At 31.1% G+C, this 26491-nt stretch carries 24 protein-coding genes, 1 pseudogene and 1 riboswitch; of the genes and pseudogenes, 11 read left to right on the top strand and 14 right to left on the bottom strand.

Going from position 1 to position 26491, the window contains the following annotated elements:
* Nucleotides 1-11 precede the first annotated feature (11 nt).
* The 5 genes from L872_RS0103570 to L872_RS0103545 all read right to left on the bottom strand — a co-directional run bounded on the left by L872_RS0103570 (nt 12) and on the right by L872_RS0103545 (nt 5064).
* Nucleotides 12-386, bottom strand: a complete 375-nt coding sequence (locus L872_RS0103570; RefSeq protein WP_027063468.1) for a Rid family detoxifying hydrolase — start codon at nt 384-386, stop codon at nt 12-14.
* Nucleotides 387-389: 3 nt separating this feature from the next.
* Nucleotides 390-1631, bottom strand: a complete 1242-nt coding sequence (ilvA, locus tag L872_RS0103565; protein WP_027063467.1) for a threonine ammonia-lyase — start codon at nt 1629-1631, stop codon at nt 390-392.
* Between the two features lie 146 nt (nt 1632-1777).
* Nucleotides 1778-2212 carry an HU family DNA-binding protein gene (locus L872_RS04765; protein ID WP_036268989.1) on the bottom strand — a complete coding sequence of 145 codons (435 nt, stop codon included), beginning with the start codon at nt 2210-2212 and terminating at the stop codon, nt 1778-1780.
* Between the two features lie 586 nt (nt 2213-2798).
* A complete protein-coding gene (locus tag L872_RS0103550) occupies nt 2799-3410 on the bottom strand; it encodes a hypothetical protein (protein WP_027063465.1) in 612 nt (203 codons plus the stop codon).
* A 118-nt stretch (nt 3411-3528) separates the two neighbouring features.
* The gene (locus L872_RS0103545) at nt 3529-5064 is read right to left on the bottom strand and encodes an ABC-F family ATP-binding cassette domain-containing protein (RefSeq protein ID WP_027063464.1); all 1536 of its coding nucleotides are present in this window, start codon (nt 5062-5064) and stop codon (nt 3529-3531) included.
* Between the two features lie 129 nt (nt 5065-5193).
* Here L872_RS0103545 and L872_RS0103540 point away from each other — a divergent pair, with 129 nt between their 5' ends.
* The 8 genes and pseudogenes from L872_RS0103540 to L872_RS0103510 all read left to right on the top strand — a co-directional run bounded on the left by L872_RS0103540 (nt 5194) and on the right by L872_RS0103510 (nt 12206).
* Nucleotides 5194-7089 carry an MATE family efflux transporter gene (locus L872_RS0103540; protein ID WP_027063463.1) on the top strand — a complete coding sequence of 632 codons (1896 nt, stop codon included), beginning with the start codon at nt 5194-5196 and terminating at the stop codon, nt 7087-7089.
* Nucleotides 7090-7123: 34 nt separating this feature from the next.
* Nucleotides 7124-7600, top strand: a complete 477-nt coding sequence (locus tag L872_RS0103535) for a hypothetical protein (protein WP_027063462.1) — start codon at nt 7124-7126, stop codon at nt 7598-7600.
* Between the two features lie 129 nt (nt 7601-7729).
* Nucleotides 7730-8764 (top strand): ribose-phosphate diphosphokinase, encoded by a 1035-nt coding sequence (locus L872_RS0103530; RefSeq protein WP_027063461.1) that lies wholly within the window; start codon nt 7730-7732, stop codon nt 8762-8764.
* A gap of 2 nt (nt 8765-8766) precedes the next feature.
* Nucleotides 8767-9339: an aminoacyl-tRNA hydrolase gene (gene pth / locus L872_RS0103525; protein WP_027063460.1), complete on the top strand. Its 573-nt coding sequence runs from the start codon at nt 8767-8769 to the stop codon at nt 9337-9339.
* 99 nt (nt 9340-9438) lie between these two features.
* The gene (locus L872_RS0103520) at nt 9439-9675 is read left to right on the top strand and encodes a hypothetical protein (protein WP_027063459.1); all 237 of its coding nucleotides are present in this window, start codon (nt 9439-9441) and stop codon (nt 9673-9675) included.
* A gap of 64 nt (nt 9676-9739) precedes the next feature.
* On the top strand, nt 9740-11266 hold the full coding sequence (metG, locus tag L872_RS0103515; RefSeq protein ID WP_027063458.1) for a methionine--tRNA ligase: 1527 nt from the start codon (nt 9740-9742) through the stop codon (nt 11264-11266).
* A gap of 88 nt (nt 11267-11354) precedes the next feature.
* Nucleotides 11355-11414: pseudogene (locus tag L872_RS05265) on the top strand (hypothetical protein); the annotation flags it as partial.
* Nucleotides 11415-11465: 51 nt separating this feature from the next.
* Nucleotides 11466-12206 (top strand): hypothetical protein, encoded by a 741-nt coding sequence (locus L872_RS0103510; RefSeq protein WP_027063457.1) that lies wholly within the window; start codon nt 11466-11468, stop codon nt 12204-12206.
* Between the two features lie 184 nt (nt 12207-12390).
* Here the strand turns inward: L872_RS0103510 and L872_RS0103505 are convergent, their stop codons facing one another.
* Entirely contained in the window at nt 12391-12891 is a 501-nt protein-coding gene (locus L872_RS0103505; RefSeq protein ID WP_027063456.1) for an isochorismatase family protein, read from the bottom strand.
* A gap of 135 nt (nt 12892-13026) precedes the next feature.
* Between L872_RS0103505 and mnmG the strand changes: the two genes are divergently transcribed.
* Nucleotides 13027-14916, top strand: coding sequence for a tRNA uridine-5-carboxymethylaminomethyl(34) synthesis enzyme MnmG (gene mnmG, locus L872_RS0103500; RefSeq protein ID WP_027063455.1), 1890 nt, complete (start codon nt 13027-13029; stop codon nt 14914-14916).
* A 105-nt stretch (nt 14917-15021) separates the two neighbouring features.
* Nucleotides 15022-16056 carry a hypothetical protein gene (locus L872_RS0103495; RefSeq protein WP_027063454.1) on the top strand — a complete coding sequence of 345 codons (1035 nt, stop codon included), beginning with the start codon at nt 15022-15024 and terminating at the stop codon, nt 16054-16056.
* 44 nt (nt 16057-16100) lie between these two features.
* Here L872_RS0103495 and L872_RS0103490 read toward each other — a convergent pair whose 3' ends face one another.
* From L872_RS0103490 to L872_RS0103455, 8 genes are read right to left on the bottom strand one after another with little or no spacing between them, the layout of a single operon-like run.
* A complete protein-coding gene (locus tag L872_RS0103490; protein WP_027063453.1) occupies nt 16101-17285 on the bottom strand; it encodes an acetate/propionate family kinase in 1185 nt (394 codons plus the stop codon).
* Nucleotides 17285-18256: a phosphate acetyltransferase gene (gene pta, locus L872_RS0103485; RefSeq protein WP_027063452.1), complete on the bottom strand. Its 972-nt coding sequence runs from the start codon at nt 18254-18256 to the stop codon at nt 17285-17287. Before pta ends, L872_RS0103490 begins: the two co-directional genes overlap by 1 nt.
* A gap of 9 nt (nt 18257-18265) precedes the next feature.
* Nucleotides 18266-19723 (bottom strand): dihydrolipoyl dehydrogenase, encoded by a 1458-nt coding sequence (gene lpdA / locus L872_RS0103480; RefSeq protein WP_156923109.1) that lies wholly within the window; start codon nt 19721-19723, stop codon nt 18266-18268.
* 20 nt (nt 19724-19743) lie between these two features.
* Nucleotides 19744-21060 (bottom strand): dihydrolipoamide acetyltransferase family protein, encoded by a 1317-nt coding sequence (locus tag L872_RS0103475; protein WP_027063450.1) that lies wholly within the window; start codon nt 21058-21060, stop codon nt 19744-19746.
* 21 nt (nt 21061-21081) lie between these two features.
* Nucleotides 21082-22065, bottom strand: a complete 984-nt coding sequence (locus L872_RS0103470) for an alpha-ketoacid dehydrogenase subunit beta (RefSeq protein ID WP_027063449.1) — start codon at nt 22063-22065, stop codon at nt 21082-21084.
* A 2-nt stretch (nt 22066-22067) separates the two neighbouring features.
* Nucleotides 22068-23177, bottom strand: a complete 1110-nt coding sequence (pdhA, locus tag L872_RS0103465; RefSeq protein WP_027063448.1) for a pyruvate dehydrogenase (acetyl-transferring) E1 component subunit alpha — start codon at nt 23175-23177, stop codon at nt 22068-22070.
* Between the two features lie 21 nt (nt 23178-23198).
* Nucleotides 23199-24194, bottom strand: coding sequence for a lipoate--protein ligase (gene lplA, locus L872_RS0103460; protein WP_027063447.1), 996 nt, complete (start codon nt 24192-24194; stop codon nt 23199-23201).
* 6 nt (nt 24195-24200) lie between these two features.
* Nucleotides 24201-25565 carry an FAD-dependent oxidoreductase gene (locus tag L872_RS0103455; RefSeq protein WP_027063446.1) on the bottom strand — a complete coding sequence of 455 codons (1365 nt, stop codon included), beginning with the start codon at nt 25563-25565 and terminating at the stop codon, nt 24201-24203.
* Between the two features lie 197 nt (nt 25566-25762).
* Here L872_RS0103455 and L872_RS0103450 point away from each other — a divergent pair, with 197 nt between their 5' ends.
* Nucleotides 25763-26296, top strand: a complete 534-nt coding sequence (locus L872_RS0103450; RefSeq protein WP_051418463.1) for a GNAT family N-acetyltransferase — start codon at nt 25763-25765, stop codon at nt 26294-26296.
* 57 nt (nt 26297-26353) lie between these two features.
* Nucleotides 26354-26448, top strand: a riboswitch (purine riboswitch).
* The last annotated feature ends 43 nt before the right edge of the window (nt 26449-26491 follow it).

Raw genomic sequence — 26491 nt, 5'->3', positions numbered from 1 at the left:
TCTCCTTTATTTTAGTATTGAGCGATAACTTCAATTTCAATTAAAGCTTCTTTTGGTAAGTTGCTTACTTCAAAACAACTACGAGCTGGTTTGTGATCTTCAAAAAAATTGCTGTAGATTTCATTAACAATTAAGAAGTCATCGATATTTTTCAACATAATTGTGGTTTTAAAAATATCTCGTTTAGTATAACCAGCATCATTTAATATGTTGTCAATGTTTTCCAATATATTTAGTGTTTGCTGTTCAATATGTTCTGGTAAAGTCATAGTTTTTAAATCAAAACCTAACTGTCCTGAAACAAAGATTTTTTTATCGTCTAAGATAACAGCTTGCGAATATGGCCCAACCGCAGCAGGGGCATTTTTTGTATTAAACATTTTCATAATTTATAAAATTGTTTTTAAATAATCTTCGTTATTTAAAACAAATCCTTTCTCTTTAATTTGCTCAATAATTGTAAATAATTCTTGAGGGTCATTAATATCAATGCATACATGATATGTTTCTTCATTTATTTTTAAATAGTTTTCTTGTTGTGATTGATATATTGAATGAATTTGAACTTTATTATTAGAAATAATTGTAGTAATTTTAGCTAAGTTACTTTTATCAATGTTACCTTTTATTTGTAAAACTACACGACGGTGTAAATCAATTAGAGCACGATTGGTAATGTTTAAAAATGAAGTAACATCAATATTTCCTCCAGATAAAATACACATAATTTTTTTGTTCTTTAAATTTAACTTGTTAAATAGAACAGCAGCAACAGCAGTAGCTCCTGCACCTTCAGCAACAATTTTGCAGTGTTCGAAAAGTAATAGAATAGCTTGCGCGATTTCTTCTTCAGAAACAAGAACAACATCGTCAACTACGTCTTGAAGAATTTCAAAAGTGACGTTACCTGTTTCCTTAACAGCAATTCCATCAGCAATTGATGTTTTGCCTTTAACTAAAGTTGGATGCTTTAAGTTTCGGGCTTCAAAGTATGATGGAACATTAGCACTTTCAACTCCAATAATTTTACAATTAGGGTTCACTAATTTAACGTATTGCCCAATTCCTGAACAAATACCACCACCACCAACAGGAATAAAAATATATTCCAAATCTTTAACAGCGTCCAAAATTTCAATTCCAATAGTTCCTTGACCTTTAATAATGTCAAGATCATTAAACGCATGTACTAAAGTTTTTCCAGTTTCCTTTACAATTTCTAATGCTTTATTGTTTGCATCATCAAAAAACTTTCCATGTAAAACAACTTCAACTCCATAACTTTTAGTTGCTTTTATTTTTGCATTAGGAGCATTTTCTGGCATAACAATAATCGTTTCTTTTTCAATTCCAAGCATCTTAGCAGCATAGGCAACTCCTTGTGAATGATTTCCAGCAGAAGCTGCGACAATTCCTTTGGCTAAGTCTTTTTCGTCAATTGAAAGAATTTTTGATAAGGCTCCACGAAGTTTAAAAGAGCCCGCTTTTTGTAAATTTTCTAATTTTACATAAACTTCATTTTGAGTAATTCCACTTAAATTAACAGCGTATATTGTTGGAGTAACGTTAATAAACTTACTAATTTTGTTGTAAGTAGATTCAAACTCTGATTTTGTAATTTTAGGTTTCATATCTTTACACTTTCTTTTTTTGATCGCTTCTTTTTACACCTTAATAATTGAACTTTTAAACTGTAGAATCAATTTATTTTTTTCCTTTGGTCCAAAAAAAAAAAAAAAATGGGGAACCATTTTTGGTTCCCCATTTTCTAAAGTATTTATTTGACTTTTTCTTCAATTGTTATAGTTTTAAAAACCTTACGCTTGGCTTTATACTTTCCAGTTCATTTAGTATTTGTCATTTTTTCACGCAAATACTTTGATGTTTTAAACTTAATAGTATTTTGCGCAGGAACAAAAACTGGTTCTCCTGTTAAAGGATTAATTTTTTCATGAGGATCTGTTCTAATTAGCATTAGTTTTCCGAAATTAGCAATTGTAATTTCTTCTCTTTTGCTTAATTTTTCTTCAAAAATTGAAAAGACTTTTTCAAATGTCAATTTAAGAGATTTTTTAGTTTCATTTGGAAAAGATTCATGTAAGTGTTTCAGCAGATTTTGCTTTGTTATTTTTTGATAATGTTTTTTGTTAATAACTTTATGTTCAACTTTTGTTTCTTTTCGATATCTAATATTGGTTATTTGATTATCCATTTCTTCATTTAAATTATTTACAACTAATTTTAAAGGAACATAAGATTTGGAAACTTTTATCTGACTTTTGTAAAGTCTATTGAAAACTAGTATTTTGATAGTAATAATTAAAAAAATAGTAATGCGAAAATCAATAATCAGTTAATTAAAAAGTCCCAAAAAACGGGCATCATAAATAGTTCATTTTGCTATAGATTAAAATAAATTATTGATTTTAATCCTATTGGTCCTAATAAGAAAGTTTGAATGATGTTTTGGCCAGTGAATCACTGTTCCTGTAGATCGCTTGTTATATAATCTTCAACTAAAAGAAATCATTTTGAAGTTCCATAATAATATTGGTTAAGTAATTTTAAAATAACAATTAACAAAATTGTAAGAGCAAAAAGTATTGGCAAAAGTCAAATTCGATATTTTTTATTAAAATTTATTTTCATACTATTCCACTACTTTCTTTTCTTTAAAAATACCAAACCAATTGTGATTCCTGCAACTGTGATTCCTGCTAAAATTGATAAACTAATCATTACTAAGCTATTCTTGTCTTGCTATGAAAGTTATTTATTTTTTTCATTAGTTAATAGGGTTATTTTTTTGCTCCATAATAAACATTATTATTTGTAGGCACAACTGTAGCTGAATATCGATAAGGGCTTTCTTTTTGAGAATAATCACGAGTTATATCAATAATTGTCATTGAGTTTATATCAAGTTCTGGATTTTGCTCTTTTAGAACTTCTAAATAGGAATTTATTGTCAGGGGACCACTAATTTCGAGATTTGTTGAAGTGATAACTTCTTGTAGATCCTTACGTACAAAGTATGAAAAATCAACAGATCCATAATATAAAATACTTTTATCTTTTGCTTTTACAGTTGCTGTTTGAGAATCGCTATTAAAAGTAATTTCTACATCGTTTCATATAAAATCATAACCGTTATTAATTAAGTATTTTTTAATATCTTCTTCGGTAGGATTTTGATCATAAATTCCTAAGTAACGATCTTCATTAGAAATAATGCTATTAAGTTCTGCCTTTATTGTGAAGATTACATTCACAGTATTTTTGTATTTTTCTGAATCAGTTTTTGCAATAATCTTAGCTGAATTGTTGCTCATAAGGTCTGTTTCCAAATCATTTATATCAATTCCAGAAACTTTTTCTGCAATTTTTTGAAGAATATCTTCTTCTGACATTTCCAAAATTGTCTCTGCGGAATTCTCTTCGAGAAGATACTTGGTTTCATCAAAGTGAAAACAAGACAAACTATCTCAAAATGAGAAATTTGTCTTGCTTTATCTTTATATTTACCAATTATTCTACTAAATCTTCAAAATTTAACACTTTATCAGCTCAGTTAGTTTCAAAGTTAATATCATGAGTTGTGATTAAAACTGTGCCTTCAAAAGCTTGAATTGCTTCTAACAGTGCTTCTTTTGCAAGGACATCAATATGGTTAGTTGGCTCATCTAAGATTAACAAACTTGCAGGTACTAAACTTAATGCAGCTAGTCTAACTTTAGTTTGCTCTCCCCCAGAAAGTAATTTCATAGGGTTCATCATTAATTCTGATTTAACACCAAACTTTCCAATTGTGGCACGAACTTCTCCTTCTAACATTTGAGGATAAAGATTCATTAAATAAGCAATTGGAGTCATTTCATTGTTATCTTCAACTTGATGGAAAAAAGCAGTTTCCACACCATTTCCAACCATTACAGTTCCACTAACTTTTGGTGTTTCTCCAGCAACAGTTTTTAAGAAAGTCGTTTTCCCAATTCCGTTATATCCTTTAACAATACATTTTTGTCCTTCACGAAGTTCAAATGTTAATGGCTCGGTTAAAGCAAAACCATAACCGATTTCCAAATTTTCAGCTTTAACAATCACTGCTGAATTTGGGCGTTTATATTTAAAAGACATTTTGGGCTTTGCCAATTTACGACGCTCGTCCAAAACATCCATTTTATCAAGTTGCTTTTGACGAGATTGAGCACTTCGAGCTGTTGAAGCACGAGCGGCATTTTTGGCCACGTATTCTTTCAGCTTAGCCATTTGTTGTTGTTGAGATTCACGAGCACGATCATATTGTTCGGCGCGTTGAGCAGAAAGTTCGACGTATTTTTCGTAGTTTCCAACGTAACGGTTAATTTCCATATTTTCAATTGCATAAATTACATCGACTGTTTTGTTAATAAAATCTTCGTCGTGAGATACAAGTAAAAAAGCATTTTCATATTGTTGTAAAAACTTTGCTAGTCATTCTACTTGTTCAATATCTAAAAAGTTTGTGGGCTCGTCTAATAAGATGAAATCATCTTGTTTTAAAAGCAATTTTGCTAATAAGACTTTTCCACGTTGTCCTCCAGACAATTGGCCTAACTGTTTTTTAAGGTTTTCGGCGTTAATTCCCAAACCTGAAACTAAATTCCCAATTTCTTTTTCAATAGTATCGAATCCACGTAAACTTAAGTCTTCTTGCATCGCTAAAGCTTTAACAAGGTCCTCTTCGTTGTATTCGATTGCCATATCTTCATAAATTTTATGAATTTTGGCTTCAATTTCATAAAGTTCTTTATAAGTGTCTTTTAGATAGTCTTCAACAATAATTGTCATATCGACATCCTGGTGTTGATCAAGATAACCCATTTTTGAGCGAGGGTGTAGTTCAACAGTTCCATGATCAGGAACAATTTTTCCAGCAATGATATTTAATAATGTTGTTTTTCCAGTTCCATTTGCTCCTAATAAGGCAATATGTTCGCCTTTGTTAATTCGCATTGATGAATCTTGATATAACTTTTTCCCACCATTTTGGTGTGTTAGTCCTTCAATTAAAACAATACTCATAATTTGGGTTCCTTTCTAAATTATTTTTCTTTTATAAGAATAAATTTTTCCATAATATTAATTATATATTTTTCTTTTGAATATTCAAAAGTATATAATAAAATAATAGAGTTTAGGGGTAAAAATAGTATGAATGTAAACAATAAATTTTGAAATTGACTATTCGAAGTTAAAAAACCTTCTACTAAACCTTCTACTGATAAGAATTACCTTGAGGATTCTTTAGAAAACAAGCAACAAAAGTTAATAGAACCAATGACTAAACGTGAAGTTATGTTACGTTATTCGAGCGTTTGAAAAGCAATCATTTTCTTTTGCTTACCAACAGTTATTTTAATGCTTGTTCAAGGGCTTTATAATATTTTAGATAAATCATTAGCATTACAATTTGCGACACCACATGCAATTAAAAATTGAAAATATATCGAATTAATGATTATTGGTGATGGCCAAGGAAATCATAGTATTTTGGCAGATTTCTTACAAATTGGGAATACTCCAGAACAAGCAGTTAAAGAGCTGTTTGGTGTGTTAAATGCTGCAGATTATAATAAAGTTTTACAAATTATTTCAAATTTTAAACCTGATCAAGCTCAAACAACACTTGACCAGCTTAAAGAAGTTACTAGTTTAACTATTAATGAAGATTTAATGAAAAAATATATCAATATTACTACCCAATATACTGCTCAAACTTACAACTTAGCTTATTCATTTAATCAAATTATGGCAATTGGAGCAGGAATGGTTTTTGCTATTGAATTTGGGCGTGGCAATAAAACTCAACTTGGAAAAATCTCAGGAAATGGTCTAACTTATAGTTTCTTAGTTTCACTATTTGTAGGAGCACTACTTTTTTCAGTGTCATTTCGCCCTTGAGGTCAAGCATTAATTAGTTCACAAATGGGAGATCATAAAAATTTAGTTATTGAAGAATTGGCTTGAAGAGATGTTGAACCATTAATTTATGGAATTTGAATTTTATTCATGGCTAACTTTTGTATGAACATGGTCCGTAGCGAAGGAAAAATGATTCACATCATGATCATGACCATTAGTTCATTAGGAGTTAAATGTGCTGTGTCAATTTTTTCAATGGATGTTTTAGGATGAGAGTTAACTGGAGCTCAATTGGGAACAGTTATGGCATACTTTTATCAACTTGTTTATTGCTTAATCGTGATGTTCTTTTCAAAAGTGACATATTCAAATTTTAAGTTTAGAGACTTATATATTCTAAATCCCCGAAATTTCACTGAAACAATTAAAGCTGGAGTCCCCAACTTTGTAATCTATTTTGCAGTTTTCGTAAACGCCTATGTGGCGACTTCACTTGTTGTTCAATTACCAATTCCCGAAGGCTATCCAAGTATCGAAGATAGTGGGGGAACTTCTATAGTTCAACAATTGATTTCTTCAATGACACCATGAAATGAATTTATTTTGTCAGCAGTAATTGGATTAAACCAAGGGGTTAGAACAATTATTGCTTTCAATTATGGAGCTGGAAATAATAAGCGAATTTTAGATATTCTAAAAAAATCTTCATGATTAATGTTTGGATGATTTATGTTCATCTTTGTACTAATTATTATTGCAGGACCATGAATGTTAACAATGTTTGCCTTCCCATCTGAACACGTTGGATATGGAACAACATTTTATTGATACCAATTTGTAAACTTTATGACTTATCCACTTGCTTGTCTAACTTATATTTCTTTAGGGTTATTTCAAGGGACAAAACGTAGTAAAGTTGCTACTTGATGTACTTCACTAAGAACGATGACTATATTGTTGCCAATGATCGGAATTGGTTTTGCAGTTTCAAAAGCAACTAATGATGCGTTTTGATTTTTCTTCTTTTCGGGACTAACAGATTTAGTTGTTGCAGTCTTAATTGCGCCGCTATTGTATGTATTTTATAAACGCACAAAAATTAACGGAAAATTAGTCACAAAAGACGATAGTGAAAATATTAAAGCTGCATATGCTTTGTATTTAGAATCTCAAAGTGTAAAATAAGACAAAGCATAAATATTAAAATAAAAGGAAACCTATGGCACAAGATATAAAATATAAAAGATCAAAGCGAGTTATCACGGAATTGAGAATAGCAAAATGAAGTAATGATACTTTGTCGCCATTGTCAATTAAACGTTACTGAGAGCTAGCATCAAAATTGGTTCCTGAGGATGAAAAGTGTAAGACAGCCTTAATGGCAAAATCATTTGCTTCATCGCTAACTCCGAAATACTTTTTATTAGTTGCAACTGAAGATAAGATTCACATGGCTATTTCAACAGGAGAACGTAGATTACATAATCGAAATTTTGATTTTAGCAATTTTAAATATATTAATTTAAAACAAGACTTAAAGTTAAAATCACGAATTTATATCAAAATTAAATTGTCTTGATGAAAAACAGTTTTTTTAGAAACTGCGGATCCCACTAGCGCACTTCATTTCAAAAAATACATTGATAAAACTAAAAAAAATGAAATTGAAAGACAAAAAACCGAAAGTCAAATTTAAGACATTAATTTAAATTTAAAAAGTAAAAGTACAAATCTATAAAAGTTTCTTTATTTATAAGGGCTTTATAGATTTTTTTATATAAAGTATATTTTGTTTAATGTTATTATTTATTTAAAGGGGTTTAAAATGAATAGTAAAAATGAAATAAGTATTTTTGGGTTAAGTTCAAATCAACGTTTGACAAATGAGGTATGTGAGGCTTTAGGGATTCAACAACAAAGAGTACAAACAGTAACATTTGCAGATGGGGAGATGCTTGTAGAAGCTTTAGATTCAGTTCGTGGAAAAGAAATTTATGTAATTCAATCAACATCAACACCAGTTAATGACAATATTATGGAGCTTTTAATTGCAATTGATGCATTTAAACGTGGAAGTGCTGAAAAAATTAACGTGGTTATTCCTTATTTTGGATATGCAAGACAAGATCGTAAAGCGAAAGGACGTCAACCAATCACTGCTAAATTAGTCGCTGATTTGTTAACAAAAGCAGGAGCAGATCGAGTAATTACAGTGGATATTCATTCTCAACAGTCAATGGGATTTTTCGACATTCCTATGGATAACTTTCAAACATCACAAATTTTGGCAAATGAAATTATCGATACAATTATTGCTAATAAATTTGATAGAAACGAATGTATTTTAGTTTCACCAGATCATGGGGGATTAACTCGTGTTCATAAAGTTGATTCTTACACAGGAGCAATGACTAACGGAATTGCTGTTATTGCAAAACGTCGTCCTGAACCAAATAAGGCTGAAGTTGAATTTGTTTTAGGAGATATCGAAGGCAAAACATGTTTTATTGTTGACGATATGATCGATACTGGTGGAACAATTATTAATGCTGCAAAGGCTTTGAAAGAAAATGGAGCCAAAAAAGTTTATATTTTTGCTTGTCATGGTCTATTTAATGGACCAGCTAAAAATCGTATGGAAGAAGCAATTGCTGCGGGTTATGTAGATCAAGTTGTGGTTACAAATACAATAAATATTCCTGAAGACCGAAAATTTAAAGGGCTAAAAATTATTTCTGTAGCTCATTTAATTGCTGATATGATTCAAGCTTCAGTAAATCATGAGTCATTAACTAATGTCTATAATCAAAAGAAACAAGCGATTCTAGATAAAACCGAAGAATACGTGAGAAATAACTAATTATGAAATTGGTTGTGGGATTAGGTAATCCAGGCAAAGAATACGTCAAAACACGCCACAATGCTGGTTGAATTGCGATTGATTTGTTTTTAGAAAAATATGGATTTACAACTCAAAAAAATGAGCATCATGCTGAAGTATTCTTTTCGACTATTAAGGGAGAGAAAGTTTTATTTGCTAAACCACAAACTTATATGAATAAGTCAGGAATAGCCGTAAGAGAGTTGATGGATTATTACAAAATATCAAAAGATGATGTAATTATTTTTCATGATGAAAAGGACTTCCCTGTTGCTAAGAATCAATTTAAAATTCAAGGTTCTGCTGCCGGACATAATGGTATAAAGTCAATTATTCAATATTTAAATGGAGAAAATTTTAAACGTTTTCGAATTGGTGTTGGAAATCCTGAGCCAGGATGACAAATTGTTGATTGAGTTTTGTCAAAATTTAATGAACAAGAATTAGAAGATATTAAGTTAAGTATTTCTAAAAGCTTAGAATTTATTCTAGAATGACATAATGAGCAAGACTTCAAGACGGTAATGACTAAGTACAATTCACTGTATAAATAAGTAAAATTCACTAAAGATGGTTTATCCATCTTTTTTTGTTTATTTTTCTTAATTAAATACATTTTTTTAAAATATAATCTATTTTAGGAGGATAAAAACATGAACTATGAAGAAAAAATACTACTTGTTGCAGGAATTGTCGGTTTGATTTTAGGCGCTTCTTTCTTGCTTATGTATATGTTTAAAAGAATACCATTTGTCAAGTTTATTCTGTCAGGTTTGTCAGCAGTTGTGATTTTGTTAGTTCTTGCCTTATCAGTTTGAGCGATTCTACAATCTACTGGAATTGTAAGCCCAATATTTTTGGATTGACTCAAAAAAATTACTAGTAAGTAAAAGACTTAGGTCTTTTTTTATTTTAAATGGTAAAATATTTTTAATGTAGAAGGGGGTATCATATATGCCCAAAAAATTTTATGTAACAACACCAATTTATTACCCAAGTGGTAAATTACATTTAGGTCATGCATATACAACAACATTGGCAGACGTCCTTAAACGTTATAAAGATATGCAAGGTTATGAGACATTTTTTTTAACTGGTTCAGATGAACATGGCCAAAAAATTGAAACAAAAGCTAAAGAAGCGGGCTTAGAACCAATGGCCTATTTAGAAGACAAAATTGAGAACTTTAAAAATTTATGAACTAAGTTGCGTATTGATTATTCTAAGTTTATTAGAACAACAGATCATTATCATGAACAAACTGTAAAAAAAATTTTCTCATTTTTATTTGAAAAAGGTTTAATTTATAAGGGAGCTTATGAGGGTCTTTATTGTATTTCATGTGAAGAGTTTTTAAACACAGATCAAATCGATGAGCAAGGAAATTGCAAAATATCAAATAATAAACCAGAATTAATTAAAGAAGATACTTATTTTTTAAAGACATCTCAGTTTCAAACTTTTATTGAAACTATTTTAGAAAGTGAATTTTTAATTCCCGATTATCGTCGCACAGAAATGTTAAAAAACTTTGTTGATCCGGGGCTTAAAGACCTTTCGGTCACAAGAATATCTTTCAAATGAGGAATTCCAATTAACGAAGATCCCAAGCATGTTGTTTATGTGTGATTAGACGCTTTGACAAACTATATTACTGCTTTAGGTTACCTGCAAGAAGATGACGAACTATTTATCAAATTTTGAGCTGATCCTGAAACAGAGATTTTACAGCTTGCAGGAAAAGAAATCATTCGTTTTCACGCAATTTATTGACCAATAATTTTAGAAGCCTTAAACTTACGTCAACCATCTCATTTATTAGGACACGGATGAATTTTAAGCAATAGTACAAAAATGTCAAAATCATTGGGTAATGTAATTGACCCTCTTGAAGTAATTGATGAATTCGGAGCTGATGGGTTACGTTTCTACATTTCCTATGAACTTCCGACTGAAAAAGACGGAAACTTCACAATTGATTTATTTAAGGAATCATATAATGCTCATTTGGCAAATAATGTGGGAAATTTAATTTCCCGAACAAATAATATGATTACTAAATATTTCCAAGGTTATATTGAGGGAAATATTAATGATGTTGATCTAACAATGATTAATTTAGCTAATGAATCAATTAATCAATATCAAACATTAATGGATCAATATAAAATAAGTGCTGCAATGAGAGTCGTATTAGATTTAAGTGCTGCATGTAATAAATACATTGAAGAAACTACTCCATGAAATTTAGATAAAGAAGGAAATACTAAGGAATTAACAACAGTTCTTATGACATTGCAACGTTGTATTTCAATCATTTCATACTTATTGAAACCAGTCTTAGTTGAAAACTATGAAGATATGATTGAACAATGTGGATTGGAAAATGTTGAGTTGAGTTTTGAAAGTTTAAAAACATTCACAAATCTTGAGTTTAAAAAACTGGGATCTAAGAAAATTTTGTTTCAAAGACTTAAATAATTTACTTTGTGTATGTTTTTTCTAAGCAAATATGAGTAAATAAAGTATATAAGTAAAATAAAATGAAAAGGAAGAAAATGAGAAACTATTAGCATTACTAGGTGCGGTTGGATTAACTGTATCTATTGGAGCAACAGCAGTTGCATGTGGGAATCCAAGTAAGGATAAAGCAATTGATATATCTGAATTTGAGGCTCTTGTGAATAAGCAAGCACAAGGAGCACATGAGACAATTGAGCAGGCAAAAATAGCGATTGAAGATATTGATAAATTGCCTGAAGGAATTGAAAAGATAGAAGTATCGATATTAGATAATGATCAAATTCAAATAGCATTTATTGCTAAAAAGGGATATTTAACTCCTGAGAATTTAGTGGTCAAATTTGAAAAACAAAAAGAATTAATTGATTTAAATACAATTACTTTAAAAAATTTTACTGCAACAAATAATACTGTAAAAGAAGATGTTTTAAGAGCATTGCATGAAGTTGAAGGTTTGAGTGATGTAACATTAGAAGACTTTGATATTAAAGTTACAAAGGCGACTTTACAAAGCAAAGGGAATATTATTATTTCTGCAAGCGAGCAATCAAAAATAATTAATGGGACTAAAGAAATCGAAATTCCAGAATTGCAAGAAGTAGAAATAACACAAAAACAGCTAGATGATGAAATAAAAAAAATTACAGATCAAGTTTATGATGATGTCCCTAACGCTATTGGAGATATTAATGAAAATTGAAGTCTAGAAGGAACTGAAGTTGAAGCAAATGTTCCAGAAAATGAGGCAAGTGATTCATTTGCTTCGCAGAAAGCGAAAATTTCTATTACAGTTACACTTAAACCAAAGTATGTTTTTGCTAATGATGTAACTGTAGAAAATAAAAAATTTAAAAAACAAATTGAAATTGATGTTATAAATGTGCCGGATGCAAATTAGATACTATTAAACTAAAAAATATTTTGTTTTTAAGTATGTCAAATAGCTTATCGCTTTACGAATTTTAAACTATAATGGATATAAAAAAAAGGTCTCATAAACTATTAGTGAACAGTTTATGAGACCTTTTTTTCGTCTTGTTTGCAATGTTGTCAACTTGCTTTGTAAGAAATAATAGTACTTTTTATTGAAAAGTTATGCTATTTGAAAATCCAGCACAACCGTCTAAATCCAAATGCACAATGTATCCTGCCTTTATTGCACTAGAAACAGTGTTAGCAACACAAATATCAGTAGCAACACCAACAATTGTTAGCTCGTTAACATTTAGTTTTTTTAGTAATTCATCTAAACCATTAGAATTACCTTTTTCATCAAAAAAAGCGCTATAACTTTCAATATTTTTATTTTGCCCCTTTAGTATTATGTGATCAACATCAGTTTCATTAATCATTAAACTTGCACCTTGTTTGTTTTGCTCACAATGATTACCTCATTCAGCAAAAGAATAATGATCTGCCGGATGTCAATCCTTAGAAGCAATTACCAAATTGTTTTCTTGCTTAAACTTAGATATTAAACCTGTTATATGTTCAAGTTTTGTTTCTGCCCCGGGAACATATAAATTACCTTCGGGACTAACAAAATCATATTGATAGTCGACAATTAATAAAGCGTGTTTCATCTTATTCTCCTTTTAAATTAACTAATATTATTCTATAATATATTTTAGTTAATAATTGTCAAAGGATTAATAACTAAACTTTATTGTTTATATGTCAAAGATATAACAAATCTACAGAAAGAAGATTACTATATTATGAAAAATAAAAACTATGATGTTTTAGTTGTTGGTGGTGGACATGCTGGAGTCGAAGCGGCTTTGGCTGCTGCGCGAATGGGCAAAAAAACAGCTTTAATAAATCTTTATGAAGATAAAATTGCAGCAATGCCATGTAATCCAAGTGTTGGAGGGCCTGCTAAAGGAATTGTTGTTAGGGAAATTGATGCCTTGGGTGGCGAAATGGCAAAAGCAGCCGATGCAACTGCACTACAAACAAAACTATTAAACTCATCAAGAGGACCAGGAGTTTGAGCACTTCGTGTTCAATCCGATAAAATTGAATATTCAAAGTATATGCAGCGAAAAGTTAAAGAGCAAGAAAATCTTGACTTGATTGCAAAAGCAGTTCAAAAACTGCTATTTAATGCTGCAAAAGAGGTTTATGGAGTTGAACTAGAAGACGGTACAGAATTGCATGCTAAGGCAGTTATTTTGACCACAGGGACATATTTAAAGTCAGAAATTCTTAAAGGAGTTGAACGTTTTGAATCAGGTCCTAACCAAGAACGAACAACCACAGGAATTAGTCAGTCATTACAAGAGTTAGGTTTGAAGTTGCTTCGTTTCAAAACCGGAACTCCTGCTCGTGTTTACCAAAATTCTGTTGACTTAAGCAAAGCAATAAAAGAACCAGGAACAGATGCTCCGCTGGCATTTAGTTTTTCAACAACTAAATTTACGCCTTTAGCTGAACAAGAATTATGTTATTTAATTCATACTACACCAGAAACTAAAAAAATTATTGAAGATAACTTAGAAAAATCAGCAATGTATTCAGGAACTGTTGAATCAGTTGGACCAAGATATTGCCCAAGTTTTGAAGACAAAATTGTTCGTTTTGGAAATAAGGAAACTCACCAAATTTTCATCGAACCAGAATCACTAAGTGATGACGCTTGATATATTCAAGGGTTTTCTACTTCAATGCCAATTGAAGTACAAGAGCAAATGTTGAAATCTTTACCGGGTTTTGAAAATATGCGGGTAAAATCATGAGCTTACGCAATTGAATATGATTGTCTAGATCCAATGCAACTAAATCCTAGCTTGGAGTTAAAAACAGTAAAAAACTTATTTACAGCTGGACAAATTAACGGAACTAGTGGATATGAAGAAGCAGCTGGACAAGGGCTATTAGCAGGAATTAACGCAGTTAGAAAGATTGATAATCAACCACCATTAATTTTACGTCGTGATGAAGCTTATTTAGGAGTGTTAGTAGATGATTTAATTAACAAAGGAGTTTGAGAACCATATCGCTTATTAACTTCAAGAGCAGAACATCGCTTGTTATTAAGAAACGATAATGCTGAATTAAGACTTAAAGAGTACGGGTATCAAATAGGGTTAATTAGTGACCAAGAATGAGCCGAGTATCAACAATATGTACAGGAAATGGAAAATGCTGTTGAAGAGCTTAAAATGATTCGTTTTACTCCTAAATCAGAGTTGGCAATTACTTTAAAAGAAAAAGGTCAAGCAGACTTGACTCACGGTTATAGTGGATTGGAAATTATTAAAATTCCGACTGTAGATATCAATGAATTAGTACCATATGTTAAGTCATTGCAAGGCTTAAAAGTAAATCAGTTGCAGTCAATAACTATTGAAACTCGATTTGAAGGCTATGTAAAAAAAGAACGTCAACAAGTTGAAAAATTGGTTAAATTAGAACGTAAACAAATTCCTCAAGATATTGATTATAACAAAGTTGAGAATTTGGCAACTGAGGCCCGTCAAAAGTTAATCAAAGTTCGTCCTTTAAACATTGGTCAAGCTTCAAGAATTACTGGAGTCAATCCAGCTGATATTCAAATGTTATTATTTTATTTAAAATCAGTCTATCCGAATAATAGAGATATTTAATAAATAGTAGTTGTTATTGGAAAATGCTTTAAAAATAAACTTATAATTGAGGTGATTATCAATTATGGTAGTCGTTTGTATATAAAAGCAAAGGAAAGAACAACTATGAAAAAACTATTAATAAGTCTGGGAGCAGTTTCTTTAATTTCAACAAGTTTAGCACAAGCAACTATTAGCACAATTAAAAATAGTAAAATTGAAAATCCGACATTTTTATCAAATAGAAAAATGGAAAAAGAAGCAACGGATACTTTTAAATTGTCTTTGTTAACTGAAAATTTTGAGGTGGATGATAATAATGAAATAGTGCCGAATCGGGCATATGATAAAACAGCAGAAATGCAAAGTTTATTAAAAGAATGACAAGATTATAAGAAAACTAATTCAATTCATAAATTTAACTATGACAAAATTGAAACTAAATTTGATGCCCTAAATAGTTCTGGTAATGACGTTGATAAAATGTTTTACAAGAATTTATTGAGATCCAATAATGTTGAAGTTTTGAACTTACAGTTTCACATATACGATAAGGAACAATCTCAATATACAATTGGAATTGTTGGTGATTTTATAATCGATGGCAAAGAATACTCAAATGTTTCTTTATCAGGATATAATGAAAGACAATACTTTACTTCATGACAAATCTTGTCAAACTTTAGTATTACAGTATTTTTTGAACTTTTTGATACTTATGAAGTTGTTCATGGTGAAAAATGGTCAGTCGATATTGAAGATTATGATGGGACTTGGGAAAATAATACTGATTCATTATTTAGCGATTTGGCAAATGAATTTCAAGATCATTTTGTAAATAACGAAGAGGACTTTAATAGAATTGATACAGTCTATTTTATTATTAAAGATTTTGATAACAACCGTGAATACTATCTAGATGCGGAAGACATTAGGGAAAAAGAGTATTTTGGGATACCGTATAGAGATACTTACATTGCATTAATGATACAGAAAAATGAAGATGGAACAGCATATTTAGCGTTTAATTCTTTTATTTTCCCAGAAGATTCAAGAATTCGTGCAATAACAGGTCTTTGAAGTGATGGAGAATATCCGCAATTATTTTTTAAGTCATCAGATATGGAAGTGTCTTTGTTTACTGAAATGGTGAAAAAATAAATATTTAATTAAAAAAGTCGCAATTTCTTGCGACTTTTTATTTATTATAAAAACTTTAATGTATTTTGATAAATCATGCTCTCTTCGTCTGTTTTAATAACATAAACTGGAATTGCTGAATTTTCGGCACTAATAAGGTTAAAATTTTCGATTTTTTCATTATTAGCGGTTTGATCAAGGTTAATATTTAAAATTTTAATTTTATCAATTATTCCCTGACGATTTTCTGAAGAATTTTCTCCAATTCCAGCTGTGAAGATAATTGCGTCAACATAGGGTAGTTTGTTAATAAACTTTACAATATGGTCAGCCACAAGTTGTTCATATTTATTAACAGCTAAACTAGCTTGCTCGTCGCCTTTGGCACTAGCAATAGTTAGATCACGCATATCAGCAGAAATACCACTTAATCCTAACAATCCTGATTTCTTATTTAAAAGTTCAGTTACTTCCGAAATTGTCATTGATAGTTTTTTGGTCATAAATTCTAGAATTGAAGGATCAATATCTCCTGAACGGGTTCCCATCATCAGACCACCTAAAGGTGTAAATCCCATTGTTGTGTCCAATGACTCACCATTTTTGATGCAAGCCATACTGGAACCACTTCCTAAATGACAAACAACTAAATTAAGATTTTCTTTGTTTAGTTTAGACAATTCAGCAAACTTTTCAACAATATATTGATAACTTAATCCATGAAACCCAAATTTTCTAACATTATATTTTTGATATCATTCAATAGGTAAAGGATATAAAAAGTTATCTTTTGGGATTGTATGGTGAAAAGCATTATCAAAATTTCCAACAAGCACTGCATTAGGAGTAACCTTTTTAAAAGCATCAATTGCTACCAATGCACCTGGATTGTGAAGTGGGGCAAATTCAATATTATCAAAGATTGCTTTATAGACTACTTCGTTAATGACTGTTGGTTCTGTAATTAAACCACCATTAACAACGCGGAATCCAACAGCAACAATTTCATCAATTGTCTTAATAACTCCTAATTCCTGAAATTTACTTAATATTCCTTTAACAGCTTTTTCATGATTTTGAAAATCCATATGTCAGGTTGTCTTTTCGCTTTTGTATTTAATTGTCAAAACACCATCAAGAGTAATTCTTTCGGCTAATCCTTCCAGAATTACTTGTTCATGTTGTGAAGGTTGTTTGCTATATAGTTTAAACTTTATTGAGCTACTTCCTGAGTTAATAACTAAAACCATTAAGCCACCTCACTTGCTTGGAAAATTGTAATAATTGCAGTTGTAATTATGTCTTCTAAAGAAGCACCACGACTTAAATCGTTAACTGGTTTGTTAAGTCCCAAAATGAAGGGTCCAATTGCATTTCAATTTCCCATCCTTTGAGCGATTTTATAACCAATGTTTCCAGCATTAATGTCAGGAAAAACGAATACATCCGGGATTTCTTTAGTTAATGTATTTGAAGGAATTTTTTTCATACGAACTGTTTTATCAAAAGCAGCATCAAATTGAATTTCTCCAACGTAATTAAAGTCAACTTTTTGAGTATCCAAAGTAGCTACAGCAGTTTGTACTTTTGTAACATCTTCGCCCTTACCTGAACCATTTGTTGAGTAACTTAATAATGCAACTTCAGGATTTAGCACGTTCATTGAACGAGCAAACTCTACTGTCATTTTAGTGATATCGACAAGCTGGTTAGCGTCTGGTTTAATATTAAACCCACAGTCTGTAAATAATAGACTTTGACCATTTTTTTGCATAATTAAAACTGAACTAGCTAAGCTGTAACCGGGAGCAGTTTTAATTATTTGTAGAGCTGGTCTTAAAGAATCGGCTGTAGTATAAGTAAGACCTAATAGCATACAATCAGCATGGCCTAATTCAACTAACAATGTTCCAACATAATTAGGTTGTTTTACAATTGCGTTGGCCATCTCAACTGTTGCTTTGTCTTTTCTAATGTTTAAAAAAGCTTGGCTTAACTCACTTGAATCATAAGAATCCAAAATAATTGTCTGAGCCTGAGAACTCAGGTTTGGAGAAACACTTGCACTAGTCTCAAAAATCACAATTGGAATTGCCAGATCATTTTCAATTAAGTAATTTGCAGTTTCAATTATTGAAGGTTCATTACCTTCTGGTAAAACAATTCTTTTTTTAGTTTTTGATTTTTTAATAAATTGTTTAATTTCTTCAATTGTATACATATGGTTCTCCTATAAGTTTAATGGTTTTCCAGATTCTAATGCTTCAGCTGCTTCACCGATTGCTTCACTCATAGTTGGGTGAGGATGAATGGCACGGGCCAATTCGTAAATTGTTCCTTCACATTCAATTAATGTTGTTATTTCTGAAATCATTTCTGTAGCACGATTACCGATAATATGAGCTCCTAATAAAACTTTAGTTTCAGGATCCATAATCAATTTAACAAATCCAACACTATCATCATCGGCTAATGCTTTTCCAATTGCAGCAAATGGGAAGTTAAATTTTTCGTATTTAATATTGCTGTCTTTCAATTGTTTTTCAGTTTTACCAATCGCAGCAATTTCAGGAGAAGTATAGATACAACTTGGAATTCGATCGTAGTTCATTTTCAAATCAAGGTTTTTGGCAATACGATTGGCAACAACTAATCCCTGGTGACTAGCAACATGGGCTAACATTGATTTACCAGTAACATCTCCAATTGCATAAACACCACTAACGTTTGTTTCGCAGTAATCGTTAACATCAATAGCATTTCGCTCAGTCATTTTAAGATTTAAAATGTCAAATCCTTTAGCTACAGTTTTACGACCAACTGATTGCAAGATATAATCTGCTTTAACTTTTTGGTCCTTACCATCAACTTCATAGATCAATTCATTATTTGATAGTTCTTTAACTTTAGCATTAGTAACTAAGTTAATTCCATATTTGTTAACAATAACTTTTGTCATTTCTGCAATGATATCTTCATCCAACATTTCTAAGATCGTTGGTAGTCCTTGAAGTAAAGTAACCTTTGTTCCAAGTTGAGCATATAAACATGCAAACTCAACTCCGATAACCCCTCCTCCAATTATAACAATTGAATCAGGAATTTTAGGTAGTGATAGAGCTTCTGTTGAAGTTATAATTGTTCCCGCTTCATAACCTTTATCAAAACCAGGTAAGTTTAATGTAATTGGAACTGAACCAGTAGCTAAGACAATATTTTTAAACTCATAGTTTTTGTCACCAACAGTAACGACATTTTTAGCAGTAACTTCAGCATCACCCTTGATGATAACTACTTTATTTTTTTTCAATAAATATTCAACACCAGTAGTTAACTTTTTAACAACTGAGTTTTTACGATCTTGTGCTTTAGATCAATTTAACTTAGGCTTAGGGTCGTTTTCAAATTCAATCCCAAACTTTTCGGCTTTAACAATTTGGTCAAAAACTTTTGCAGTTTTTAATAGGGCTTTTGTGGGAATACATCCAATATTTAAACAAACTCCTCCGAAACTATTTTTTTCAACAATCATTGTTTTTAAACCTAACTGTGCACATTTGATGGCACAAACATACCCACCAATTCCACCACCAATAACAACAACATCGAATTTATCTTCGATGTTGTTTAATTTAGGTTGTGAATTAGAGTTTAGAGGGCATGTTCCATGAGCATTTTGTGAATTCATAGAATTTCCTTCTTTCATAATTATGTTAATAAAATAATTGGGTTAGTTAAGTATTCTTCTACTTTTTGTAAGAAACGCCCAACGTCGGCCCCATCAATCACTCTGTGGTCAGCTGTAATTGAAAATGGCATCATATATCTTGGTTTAATTTCATCTCCAACATATACAGGTTCTTTTTTCATAATTCCCACTCCCATAATTGCTGATTCAGGAGAATTGATAATTGGAGTTGCATATTCTAAACCAACACTTCCAATATTGGAAATTGTAAATGTTCCGTTACTCATATCACCAGCTGCTAATTTTTTGTCTTTAGCTTTAGCAGCAATATTTGTAATTTCTTTAGCAATTTCAAACAAACTTAAATTGTTTGCATTGAAGATGACAGGAACAACAAGTCCATATGGAGTGTCAACTGCCACAGAAATATTAATATTTTTAATGTATTGAATAGCATTGTTTTCTTCATCAATACGAACATTAATATTTGGGTTATCAACAAGAGCTTTAGCGACTGCTTTTACAATAAATGCTAAATAAGTTAATTTAATATTACTTTGTTGTGCAAAATCTTTTAAATTATTACGTAAGTCATAGATATTTGTAATATCAATTTTCTTAAATGATGTAAATGAAGCATTTGTTGAGTGTGAGTATTTCATGGCCTTAACAGTTGCTTTTCTAATTCCTGACATTGCCATAGATTCAACTTCTAAACCTGTTGTTGGTAAATTAGGACGAGTTGCAGTTTGAACTGAAGGAGTTTGAACAGTTGCAGTTTGTGCTTGACTGTTGTATGCCTCAATATCCTCAATTGAAATTCTTCCACTTGGTGAAGAAGCAGTAATTTTGGTCAAATCAATATTTAATTTTGCTGCCAGTCTTCTAGCTTGTGGAGTTGCACGAACGTCAACTGCCGGTTTTTTAATATCTGCTGGTTGAGGAACTTGACGAGTAATTACATGATTTGAAACTGGTGTAGATCCAACAACACTGGCATTTTCTTCTTCTTCTGGTTCTGGTAGATTAGGTGTACATGAACCACCGCTTAATTCAGGTTCTTTTGTTGTAGCAACAGCCACAGGCTCATCAGCACTAGCTGACCCGTCATCAATTACAAAAACAACTTCTCCCACATTAATATCTTGGTCTTTTTTAATAAGGATTTCAGAGACTTTTCCATCGACTGGAGAAGGGATTTCTGCGTTAACTTTATCAGTTTCAACAACAAATAGGCTTTGACCCATTTTTACAGCATCACCGACGTTAACTAGAACTTCTGTCACTTTTCCTTCGTGTAAACCTTCTCCGATATCGGTAAATTTAACTTTAAACATATTTTTCTTCTTTCTATAGTTCTAATATTCTAAAACTTCATGAATTTTATCTAAAATTTTATGAGGATTAATATTGAATCAACGTTCTCCTTGAACAAACGGAATATTTACATCGTATCCTGTACAACGTGTTAATGGTGCTTTTAAATAGTCAAAGCAATTTTCATTAACAGAAGCAATAATTTCACTGGCAACTCCAAATGATTTCACAGCTTCATTAACAATTAATAGTCTTCCAGTTTTTCTAACAGATTCAAAAACCATTTCGCGATCTCATGGGTTGATTGTTCTTAAATCAATTAAATCTACAGTCACTTCAGGATGAGTTTCTTTCAATAGCTCTAAAGCTTTTTGACAATCAACAGTTGGTGCTCCATAAGTAACAATTGTTAAATCGTTTCCTTCTTGAATTTTATAACCAACTCCAATTGGTACAGTATAGTATCCTTCAGGAACTTCTTGTTTGAAAGCACGGTACAGTTTAGTTGGCTCTAAAAAGATTACTGGATCTGGTGAGTCAATTGCTGCTAAAAGTAGACCTTTTGTATCATAAGGTGTTGATGGAATAATTACTACTAAACCAGCTGTATGAGCATAAAGCGCTTCAAATGATTCAGAGTGGTGTTCAAGAGCACTAATTCCTCCACCCATTGGAGTTCTAATTACCATTGGACATGTGTATTTTCCACGAGTTCTATTACGCATTTTTCCTAAATGAGTTGTAATGTTTTGTAAAGCTGAACGTCCAAGACCTTCAAACTGTAATTCAACAACTGGTGTTAAACCGTTGATTGCCATTCCAATAGCTGCTCCAACAAATAAGTTTTCAGAAATTGGTGCATTAAAAGATCTGTGTACACCATATTTTTGTTGAAGTCCTTCAGTAGCTCTAAAAACTCCTCCTTCAAACCCAACATCTTCTCCGTAAGTTACAACATTTTTATTTCTTTCCATTGCAACATCAAGCGCTTGATTAACGGCTTTAATATTATTAATTAGTGGCATGATTAGTGTCCTCCCTTAACTGAATTAGGATATTTTTCATAAAATCTTTTTGCTTCAAGATATTGTTCTTCAAGCTGATCATTTTTTTCAGCGAATGTGTAATCAAAGATATCTTCAAGTGGATAAGCTTTATTTTGTTCCATTCAATCAAATTGTTCTTTAACATATTGATCATGTTCATTATCTAATGCTTCTTGTTGTTCATCACTTCAAACTTTGTTTTTAATTAAGTAAGCTTTTAATCTTACTAATGGGTCACGAGTTTTAGCATCCTCAAATTCCTTAGGATCACGATAAACATCAGGATTATCAGCACTTGAGTGAGGTCCTAAACGGTAAGTTTCACATTCTACTAGGAATGGTCCGTTACCTTCACGTACTCATTGAGCAATTTCTTTAAAGACTCCATAACAAGCCAAGAAGTCATTTCCGTCAACTTTTAATGAAGGAACTCCAGCAGCAATACCCTTGATTGCAAAGTTTAATGATTTTGTTTGTTCACCTCTTGGTGTCGAAATGGCTCATTGGTTATTTTCACAAACAAAGATCACTGGAACTTCATGAATTTTAGCAAAGTTCATCGCTTCGAAAACTTCACCCTCACTCATTCCACCGTCACCAGTAGTAGTTAAAGCAATTCCGTCAGATCCTTTGTATTTTTCAGCAAAGGCAATTCCTGTTGCATGGCTGTATTGACTACCAATTACAATGTTTGGTGGTAAAACGTTAACTCCATCAGGTGATTTTGCTCCGTATTCGTTTCCAGCTCAGTAAAGCATTACATTTTTGATTGGTACACCACATGTAATTCAAGCAGCGTTATTTCTATATCCAGATACAAATCAATCTTTACCTTTAATTAAGTTTAAAGAATAAGCAACTTCACAAGCTTCTTGCCCTGTTGAACTTAAAAATGATAGTAAACGCCCTTGTCTTTGAACAAGATTTTGGAAAATATCTTGTCTTCTTGAAAGGTTCATAATTTTATAAGCTTCTAAAACTTCTTCCAAGCTAATTTCTGGCATTAAATCTTTATTAATGATTTTTCCAGTGCTATCCATTACACGAATAATTTCGTCTTTTGTTACATCAAATTTGCCAATATATTTCATATATCCTCCTTTTAAATTTGATTAAAATAATAAGTTAGTAATATCATCAATCTCAAATGTATCTCCAAATATTTCAGCGATATTAAGATGGCGTATTACATTGGTAATTGTTGCTTTTTCATATTTTTGACCAACAAGAATTTTTTCTAAGTTTTCAGTTCCTAAATATCCTAAAAAATCTCCATAAAATTTAATTTCAGTAATGTAACCTTCAGAAGTGGTAAATCTGATTTCTAATAAACCTTTATTAGGAAGATAAACTTTTGCTGTTTTGGCAAAAGTCGTATTTTTTCCAAAAGTTCATTCTCAGGTTGCATACTTTTCTTCTGCAAGTTTATCTATAATTGCAACTTCTTCAGGGGTTAATTCAATTTCTTGAATATCTTGATTTTTTAAATAATAGTCTTTAAGTTCGCTAATAAACTTTTCTAAATCTTTTGGTTCTTCTAATAATGCTGAAATATTAGCTACTCGTGAACTAACAGAAGCAATTTTTTTTGATTCCATTTTAGTACGATCAACAATTAAATAATCATTAATTTTGCTTAAATCAACATCATATAATAGTGTTCCATGTTGCAATACTCGATCATTTGTTTTTAATTGAGCGTTACCAGAAACTTTAAAACCATCAATTTCGATATCGTTACGTCCAGAAAAGTTAGCGTTTAAATTTTTACTTCTTAAAAATTCAACAATCGGACTTAGAGTTCTTTGAAAATTTTCATTGATGCTTTTTTGATCATTTTCAACAATCAAAGAAAAACAAATATTTCCTAAATCTTGATAAACGGTTCCTCCACCGGTATTTCTACGAACGATAGTCACATTATTGGCGTTTGCTTTTTCAATATTAATTTCTGAATAAGCATTTTGGTTACGCCCAACAACAATTGTATTTTGGTTTTGTCACAAAAAGAAAATTGGGGTTTTTATATTTTTGTTATAAGTCAAATACTCCTCACATGCAAGATTTCAATAAGGGTTTGTGTGCTTAGATACAACTAAATTAATCATAATTTTTTACTTATCTTTTTTAAAGTAATTTAATCCTAAAACTTCTAATCCTGCTAAAGTTACGAAGTTATAAGGTTTATTAAAGTGTGGTAAAAAGAACATATCAACTAATGGTAATTCGTCAATTGTAAGTCCTTTTCAAATTCCTAATGAAAACATATGAATAATCTCTGTGTGGTTATTTTCCCCAGCCACTTGTGCACCAATAATTTTTCTTGTTGCTTTGTCTCAAATAATTTCTAAATAAACAGGTTTAGTTGTTGACATAAATTCTGGACGGTCGTTGTCAGTAAAGAAAATTTTATCGTAGTCAATATTTAATGATTGAGCAACTTTTTCTGTAATTCCAACTGATGCCATTTTCATTCCAAAAACATCAATTGCATTTGATCCACAAAATCCTGGTGATGGCAATGAATTTGGTTTAATAATATTCATTGCTGCCAAAATTCCTGTACGAACTGAAGTTGTTGCTAATGCAATTGGATGGTTTCTTTCAGTAGCATTGTCATAAACTTCAATACAATCTCCAATAGCATAAATGTCTTCGTTAGAAGTTTGCATGTAGCGATTAACTTTAATGCTGCCATTGCTTGCTAAGTCTACAATTCCTTGTAGCATTCCAGTTTGAGGTTTGATTCCTAGACAGAACACTACGTAGTCTGTATCGATGACACTGTTTTCAGTGACTACTTGAACTACTTTATTTGTTTGACCAACAAATTCAACAACTTTTTCACCAAGAACTAATTTTACTCCAGCATCAGTCATGCGTTTTTCAATTAAAGAAGTAAAGTTTTCTCCGTAATAGTTAGGCATGATTCGGTCAGCAACATCAATTAAGGTTACTTTCTTACCAGCTTCATGGAAGGCTTCAACTAGTTCAACTCCAATGTAACCTGCTCCAACAATAGTGATGTTTTTAATATCTTTATCGTTATTGATTCCTTTTAAAATTTTTCCATGGTGGTAATTTTTACAAATTTGTACACCATCTAAATTAATTCCTGGAATTGGTGGTTGAACTGGTCAAGAACCAGTAGCTACGATTAACTTGTCATAGCTATCTTCAAAAGTTTTTTCTGTTTTAAGATCTTTGATTAGAACAGTTTTTGTGTCAGGATTAATTCCGACTCATTCATGTTGCATATGAACTTCAATGCCTTCAGCTGCTAAAGTTTCGGGTGAAGCATAAAATAACCCTTGAGGGTCCTTAACTTCATCTTTAACTCATAAAGCAATACCACAACCTAAAAAAGAAATATTATCATTTCTATCATAAGTTGTTACAGTAATGCTTGGGTCTAAACGTTTTAATGTGCGGACAGCAGTTGTTCCTGCATGATTCGTTCCGATTACAATTACTTTCATTATTTGTAATTCCTCCTATTTTTTTTGGAGTATCTCTCCACCTATAATTTTATTTCTTATAATAAGGAGAAACGGTAAATATAATGAATATAATTCGGAAAACATTTTGTGAATTGCCAACCAAAATGGAAAAATTTCCACAAAAGATTTCAAAAAAAGAGTATAATTATTTTTATAGTGTGTTTTTTAGGAGTTTTATGGGTAAGGTAAACGAGATAAATTTAGTTATTCCAACTATAGCATATAAAACAGCAATTGAACAATATCGTAAAGATTTTGACCATCAAGTAATTGAAGGTAGTTCACAACTTTTTCTGATACCCAGCGTTGAAGAATGACTAGATTATTTAGAAAACCAAAAAGCTGGAGTAAATTTACCAAGTGGCTGAGTTCGATCATTACAATTTTTGGCCGTTGATAGCACTACGAATCAATTAGTAGGAATGGTTAATATCAGATTGTCTTTAAATGATTATTTACTAAACTATGGTGGTCATATTGGTTATTCAGTTAGTCCCCATCATCGCCAAAAAGGCTATGGTACAAAAATTTTACAACTAGCATTACAAGAAGCTGCTAAACATGACTTGAGCTCAGTTTTAGTTACTTGTAAAGCCGACAATATTGGATCAATCAAAGTGATCAAAAATAATCAAGGAATTTTAGAAGACCAACGATATGAACCAAAACAAAAAGTTATGTTTAATCGCTACTGAATTTCTACAAAATAACCTGCTTTTGAAAACATTTCTTAAAGTTATTTAAAAGATATAGAGTATAATTGATTATGTAATTTAATATAGAAAACTTATATAATCCTGCATATTGGGCAGGAGTCTCTACCTTACACCGATGTAAGATTATGAGTTATTAGAACTAGCAAAAAAAGCTATGGGTTTTCGTAATCTTTTTTTGCTGGTTTTTTG

Origin of the sequence: Mesoplasma seiffertii ATCC 49495, from assembly GCF_000518725.1 — a bacterium.
Taxonomy (GTDB): Bacteria; Bacillota_I; Bacilli_A; order Mycoplasmatales; family Mycoplasmataceae; genus Tullyiplasma; species Tullyiplasma seiffertii.
Note: the sequence above shows the minus strand (reverse complement) of the source record. Positions and strands in the feature narration are given on the sequence as shown.